Source organism: Enterobacter sp. 296B2 (assembly GCF_034106185.1).
Classification (GTDB): domain Bacteria; phylum Pseudomonadota; class Gammaproteobacteria; order Enterobacterales; family Enterobacteriaceae; genus Enterobacter; species Enterobacter cloacae_N.
This window is the reverse complement of record NZ_JAWNCA010000002.1, coordinates 240,560-247,051: the sequence shown is the minus strand read 5'-3', so window position 1 is coordinate 247,051 and position 6,492 is coordinate 240,560. Positions and strand designations below refer to the sequence as shown.

Genomic DNA, 6,492 nt, shown 5'->3' with positions numbered 1-6,492 from the left:
TACAAGCAGTCTTCGGTGGAGCGGTAGTTCAGTCGGTTAGAATACCTGCCTGTCACGCAGGGGGTCGCGGGTTCGAGTCCCGTCCGTTCCGCCACTTATTAAAAGCCCTGAGCTAACGCTCAGGGCTTTTTTCTTATCTATCGTTTAATTATTGCTAAATTAGCAAAAATCCTCTGCATTTTGCGATCTTTTTCTCCATAACAGCGCCAGCGATAATCCTCCTCACTTTACGAACATAATGATTGAGGAATAGTATGACTCTCCCTGCATTTGGTCTGGGCACCTTCCGCCTGAAAGACGACGTTGTTATCGCATCAGTTAAAACCGCTCTTGAACTTGGCTATCGCGCAATTGATACGGCACAGATCTATGAAAACGAAGCTGCTGTTGGACAGGCTCTCGAAGAGAGCGGTGTACCGCGCAATGAGCTGTTCATCACCACCAAAATCTGGATAGAAAATCTCAGTAAAGACAAGCTCATCCCAAGCCTGATAGAGAGCCTGAAGAAACTGCGCACCGATTATGTCGATCTGACGTTAATTCACTGGCCATCGCCGAACGATGCCATTTCAGTGGAAGAGTTCATGCAGGCGCTGCTGGAAGCGAAAAAGCAGGGCTTAACCCGCGAAATTGGGATCTCGAACTTCACCATTCCGCTGATGGAAAAGGCGATTGCCGCTGTTGGCGCTGAGAATATTGCGACCAACCAGATTGAGCTGTCTCCATACCTGCAAAACCGCAAAGTCGTGGACTGGGCAAAACAGCATGGGATCCACATCACCTCATACATGACGCTGGCCTACGGTAAGGCGCTGAAAGATGAAGTGATTACGCGTATCGCAGAGAAACATAACGCCACTGCTGCGCAGGTGATTCTGGCATGGGCAATGAGTGAAGGTTATGCCGTGATCCCATCATCAACTAAGCGTGAAAACCTGGCCAGCAACCTGCTAGCGCTCGATCTTCATCTGGATGACGATGACAAAAAAGCGATCGCAGCTTTGGAGTGCAACGATCGCCTGGTCAGTCCGGAAGGTTTAGCTCCTGACTGGGATTAAGTTTGACCCACCCTCTGTCACCTGAACCCTCACACAGCTCCTCCGGGAGCTGTTTTTATATGCTCGCTCAGAAAATCAATAAAGGCACGAATGCGCGTACTCACCGCTCTGTCGCTGTAATACACTGCGCTAAAAGGCATCTCTACCGGCAGACGTTTATCGGCCATCAGCTCTACCAGTTCACCCCGCGCTATCTCCTTATCAATCATATAGTCTGACAGGCAGGCGATCCCATTTCCTTCCAGGCAAAGCTGCTTCAGCGTTTCTCCGCTGTTAGACGATAATCCGCAGGTAATTTCATGAAGCTGACCATCGTGACAGGCAACAGGCCAGGTGTTCAGCGACACCGGCTCCGTAAAGCCCAGGCACAGGTGCTGCTTCAGTTCTTCAACCGTCTCCGGTTTACCATGTTCAGCAATATACTGTGGCGACGCGATAATTTTGCGGTAGCTGGCAAATAGCGGACGGGCCCGCAGGCTGGAATCCGTTAGCGTTCCTGCGCGAATAGCTACATCCACTTTTCGCTCGATGAGGTTAATAAACGTCTCGGACGAGACCAGAGAAAGCGTCATCTCCGGATAGCGTTCACGGAAAGGTTTGATTAGCGGCATCAGGAAATGAAGCACAACCGGCGTGGCCGCATCAATGCGCAGCAATCCACGCGGCGTGCTGCGGGTTTCCATAATCTCCGTCTCCGCTGCGGCCATCTCCTGCAGCACCGACTGCACGCGGCGGAAATAACGTTCTCCTTCTTCCGTCAGGCTCAGCTGCCGCGTCGTTCGGTTGAGCAGACTCACGCCAAGCTTCATCTCCAGCTTTTTCACTGAACGGCTAATGGCCGAGTTAGCCTGTCCCAGTTGCTCGGCTGCGCGGCTAAAGCTGCCGCTTTCGACGACGGCGACAAAGATTGTCAGCTCTTCCGACGTTGCTTTCATTGTTGCACCATCCGCAAAATTCTATTGATATTTTGACCATTTTTGTTATTTAAACACTGGCGCATACTGCCTGTCATCTTAATCCTGATGATACGGAGTATTTTATGCCACTGGCGCTACTTGCCCTGACGATCAGTGCCTTTGCAATTGGCACGACCGAATTTGTTATCGTGGGACTGGTTCCCACCATCGCTAACCAGCTTGCGATCTCGCTACCCTCAGCCGGGTTACTGGTGTCTATCTACGCCCTTGGTGTTGCCGTCGGCGCGCCGGTGCTGACGGCCCTGACCGGACGTTTTCCGCGTAAGCAGCTGTTAGTTGCGCTGATGGTGCTGTTTACCGCCGGCAACATTCTGGCCTGGCAGGCGCCGGACTACACTACGCTGGTGATTGCCCGTCTGCTGACCGGCCTGGCACACGGTGTGTTCTTCTCGATTGGCTCCACCATTGCAACCAGCCTGGTTCCCAAAGAGAAAGCGGCCTCGGCTATCGCAATCATGTTCGGTGGGTTGACCGTCGCACTGGTCACGGGCGTACCGTTGGGAACGTTTATCGGACAGCATTTCGGTTGGCGTGAAACGTTCCTGGCCGTCTCCTTACTGGGTGTTATTGCCCTCGTGGCTAGCCTGCTGCTGGTACCGTCGAATATCCCGGGCCGGGCAAGCGCAAGCCTGAGCGATCAGTTGAAGGTGCTTACCCATCCGCGTTTGCTGATCATCTACGCGGTCACGGCTCTGGGCTATGGTGGCGTATTCACCGCCTTCACCTTCCTGGCACCAATGATGCAGGACCTGGCGGGCTTCTCCCCCAATGCCGTGAGCTGGATTTTGCTGGGATACGGCATTTCTGTGGCCATTGGCAATATCTGGGGCGGCAAGCTTGCGGATAAGCATGGTGCGGTACCGGCGCTGAAGTTTATCTTCGCCGCCCTGGTCGTTCTGCTGATGATTTTCCAGTTCACGGCTTCAATGCAATACGCCGCGCTGATCACCGTACTGGTCATGGGGATCTTCGCCTTCGGTAATGTGCCCGGGCTTCAGGTTTACGTTGTCCAGAAAGCCGAACTCTATACGCCAAATGCGGTGGATGTTGCATCGGGTCTGAATATTGCCGCTTTCAATATCGGTATCGCGCTGGGCTCCATTATCGGCGGACAAACCGTCGAACACTTCGGATTAACCCAGACCCCATGGATTGGCGCGGTGATTGTCCTGGTGGCCTTCCTGCTGATTGGCCTGAGTGGACGCCTCGATAAGCCAGCCCGCGTCGCGCTGGGATAACATCAGTAAGTGCTTGCTTACAAAACTGGAAAGCGGTTTCTCAGAAATTGCGTTGAAAGTGTGACCTAAAGTCCCTATAACATTAGAACCAGTCCGTTTTCAGGGCTGGTTCATGTTACAGGGGCTGTTTCCAAAAGTGCGAAAAAATACCTATGCCATGCGTTATGTTGCCGGAATGCCCGCGGAGAGGATCTTGCCTCCGGGGTCGTTTGCGAGCATAAGCCAGGCATTACCCGCCGGCACACCGTTAAGCAGCGATGATAAAATCCGGGTGCTGGTCTGGAATATCTTCAAGCAGCAGCGTGCTGAATGGTTATCGGTACTCAAAAATTTTGGAAAAGATGCCCATCTGGTTTTGCTCCAGGAGGCGCAAACTACCCCTGAACTGGTACGGTTTGCCACCACTAACTACCTTGCCGCCGATCAGGTGCCGGCATTTGTCCTGCCGCAGCATCCCTCTGGCGTAATGACGCTTTCTGCTGCACATCCGGTCTACTGTTGCCCGCTCCGCGAGCGCGAACCTATCCTGCGTCTGGCAAAATCAGCCCTGGTGACGGTCTACCCGCTGCCGGATACCCGTATGCTGATGGTCGTGAATATCCACGCGGTAAACTTTAGCCTGGGCGTGGATGTCTACAGTAAGCAGTTACTTCCGATTGGCGATCAAATTGCCCATCACAGCGGCCCCATCATTATGGCAGGCGATTTTAACGCCTGGAGCCGTCCGCGCATGAATGCGCTGTATCGCTTTGCGCGCGAAATGTCGCTGCGTGAAGTTCGTTTTAGCGACGATCAGCGCAAAAAAGCGTTCGGTCGTCCTCTCGATTTTGTCTTCTATCGCGGTTTGAACGTGCACGATGCCTCTGTTCTGGTGACGCGCGCTTCGGATCACAACCCTCTACTAGTTGAATTCAGTCCCGGCAAACCTGATAAATAACGGTGTGTCAGGTCTGCCGTGGGGCAGGCCTGCGCGGGTGCTGCCCTTTTATTTTTAACCAACAAAGGACAGTACGATGACAACGACACACTCCCATCATGACAACGTAGAAAAACAGTTTGGTTCTCAGGCAAGTGCCTATCTGAGCAGCGCCGTGCATGCCTCAGGACGCGATCTGGTGCGTCTCGGTGAACGCCTGGCGGCGTTCCCTCAGGCCCACGTGCTGGATTTGGGCTGTGGGGCAGGGCACGCCAGCTTCACGGCTGCGCAGCAGGTGGCCCGCGTTACCGCGTATGATTTATCCAGCCAGATGCTGGACGTTGTTGCCGAGGCGGCGAAAGCGAAGGGGCTGGACAATATTGATACGCGCCAGGGCTACGCCGAATCCTTACCTTTTGATGATGCGTCGTTTGAGGTGGTTATCAGCCGTTACTCCGCGCACCACTGGCATGATGTCGGCCAGGCATTACGCGAAGTCAAACGTGTTCTTAAGCCGGGTGGCATCTTCATTATTATGGATGTGATGTCCCCTGGACATCCGGTGCGCAATATCTGGCTGCAGACGGTCGAAGCGCTGCGCGATACCTCCCACGTGCAAAACTACGCCAGCGGTGAGTGGTTATCGTTTATCACTGAAGCCGGGCTGATTGCGCGCTCGTTAATAACAGACCGTTTACCGCTGGAGTTCAGCTCGTGGATCGCGCGTATGCGTACCCCGGAAGCGTTAAGCCAGGCGATCAGGCTGTATCAGGAGAGTGCGTCCGCAGAGGTAAAGGCATACTTTGAACTGCAGGACGATGGCTCGTTTACCAGCGATACCATCATGGCTGAAGCGCAAAAAGCGGGATAAGCAAAAAGGCACCGAGGGGAATCGGTGCCTTTTTATCTTTCGAACGTGCTATCAGGAGTCTGGCGTGGCGCTGTTCTTCACAAACAGCGTCAGCTGGTCGCCCGGTTTCAGATTGTCAGTATCATTATTCCAGCGCATCACATCTTTGATGTTCACGCCGTGTCGTTTTGCGATACTGGACAGTGAATCACCTTTGCGCACGCGATAGGTAATGCTATCGCTGTTGCTGGCGAGACGCTGTGCGCTGCTACCTGCACCCACGGTCAAAGTCTGACCCACTTTCAGCCCTGAACTACGCAGATTATTCCACTGCTGCAGATCTTTCGCCGTCACGCCAAGACGTGAAGCAATGCCTGAAAGCGTATCACCTGAACGCACCTTATAGCTGCGGCTGCTAACGGATGAGGCATCGGCGATCAGCGTTGACTGAACGGCGGCAATCTCACCCGATGCTAAAGACTCACGTAACTGCGCAGCATGTTTCTGCGGAACCATTACATACTGCGGGCCGCTTGCCCCCAGCGTCGAGCCTTTAACGCCTGCATTAAAGGTTTTCAATTTACTTACCGACATACCCGTCATATCAGCAACCTGTTGGATATCAACCGGATTGCTGAGGCGAACGCGCGCCAGTGCACGACTTTCGTCTGGTGTTGGCAGTTGTACACCGTAACGCTTGCTGTTCTTGAGAATATCGCTCAAGGCCAGCATCTTCGGTACGTAAATCTTCGTTTCCTGTGGCAGTGAGAGCGACCAAAAATCGGTGGATTTACCCCGTGCTTTATTCGCTTTCATTGCCTTCAGTACACGACCTTCGCCACTGTTATACGCTGCGACCGTTAACAGCCAGTCGCCGTCAAACATCTTGTTCAGACGTTGCATCATGTCGAGAGCGGCTGTCGTTGAAGCGACAACATCGCGACGCGCATCATAGTTGCGGGTCTGTTTCAGACCATAGTTTCGCCCGGTGCTCGGAATGATCTGCCAAATACCTGCGGCATTGGCGCCAGACGTCGCGTGTGGGTCAAAAGCGCTCTCCACTATGGGTAGGAGTACCAGCTCCATAGGCATGTTACGTTTCTTAACTTGCCCGGCTATCCAGTACATATACGGCTCTGCCCGTAACGTTACATCGTGGAGATAGCTCTTATTTCTTAAATACTTCTGTTTCTGTTCGCGAATCCGGCTGTTTTCCGGAATTCCCATCTTTAGCTCGTCGCCAATAGAGGTCCACAAGTCTTGCTCCTGCGCGAAAGATGTCCCATCGTCCATCCAGCGCGCCGAACTTGTAAACTTCCCTGCTTCCCCTTGACCAGCTGCAGAAAGGCTCTGTGCGTGCTGTTGTACGTTGCTGCCGTTCTGCGACTGGCAACCTACAAGCAGGACAGAGGCGAGTAATATCGCTTTTGCCTTCATGTGTGTGTCAATAGTT

The 6,492-nt window shown here is 53.4% G+C and carries 6 protein-coding genes and 1 tRNA gene; 5 read left to right on the top strand and 2 right to left on the bottom strand.

Annotation, left to right across the window (positions count from 1 at the left end; translation table 11 throughout):
• The first annotated feature begins 17 nt into the window (after positions 1–17).
• A tRNA-Asp gene (locus URZ40_RS02755) sits at positions 18–94 on the top strand.
• 160 nt (positions 95–254) lie between these two features.
• The gene (dkgB, locus tag URZ40_RS02750) at positions 255–1,058 is read left to right on the top strand and encodes a 2,5-didehydrogluconate reductase DkgB (protein ID WP_302221074.1); all 804 of its coding nucleotides are present in this window, start codon (positions 255–257) and stop codon (positions 1,056–1,058) included.
• A gap of 29 nt (positions 1,059–1,087) precedes the next feature.
• On the opposite strand, the gene yafC is transcribed toward dkgB, so the two are convergent.
• Positions 1,088–1,993 (bottom strand): DNA-binding transcriptional regulator YafC, encoded by a 906-nt coding sequence (yafC, locus tag URZ40_RS02745; protein WP_028015603.1) that lies wholly within the window; start codon positions 1,991–1,993, stop codon positions 1,088–1,090.
• A 104-nt stretch (positions 1,994–2,097) separates the two neighbouring features.
• Here yafC and URZ40_RS02740 point away from each other — a divergent pair, with 104 nt between their 5' ends.
• From URZ40_RS02740 to URZ40_RS02730, 3 genes are all read left to right on the top strand, one after another.
• Positions 2,098–3,273 carry an MFS transporter gene (locus tag URZ40_RS02740; RefSeq protein ID WP_116344030.1) on the top strand — a complete coding sequence of 392 codons (1,176 nt, stop codon included), beginning with the start codon at positions 2,098–2,100 and terminating at the stop codon, positions 3,271–3,273.
• Positions 3,274–3,409: 136 nt separating this feature from the next.
• Positions 3,410–4,210 carry an endonuclease/exonuclease/phosphatase family protein gene (locus tag URZ40_RS02735; RefSeq protein WP_061099701.1) on the top strand — a complete coding sequence of 267 codons (801 nt, stop codon included), beginning with the start codon at positions 3,410–3,412 and terminating at the stop codon, positions 4,208–4,210.
• A 76-nt stretch (positions 4,211–4,286) separates the two neighbouring features.
• Complete coding sequence (locus URZ40_RS02730) at positions 4,287–5,060, top strand: class I SAM-dependent methyltransferase (protein WP_116344031.1); 774 nt, start codon at positions 4,287–4,289, stop codon at positions 5,058–5,060.
• A 51-nt stretch (positions 5,061–5,111) separates the two neighbouring features.
• On the opposite strand, the gene mltD is transcribed toward URZ40_RS02730, so the two are convergent.
• A complete protein-coding gene (mltD, locus tag URZ40_RS02725; RefSeq protein ID WP_028015607.1) occupies positions 5,112–6,476 on the bottom strand; it encodes a murein transglycosylase D in 1,365 nt (454 codons plus the stop codon).
• Positions 6,477–6,492 lie beyond the last annotated feature (16 nt).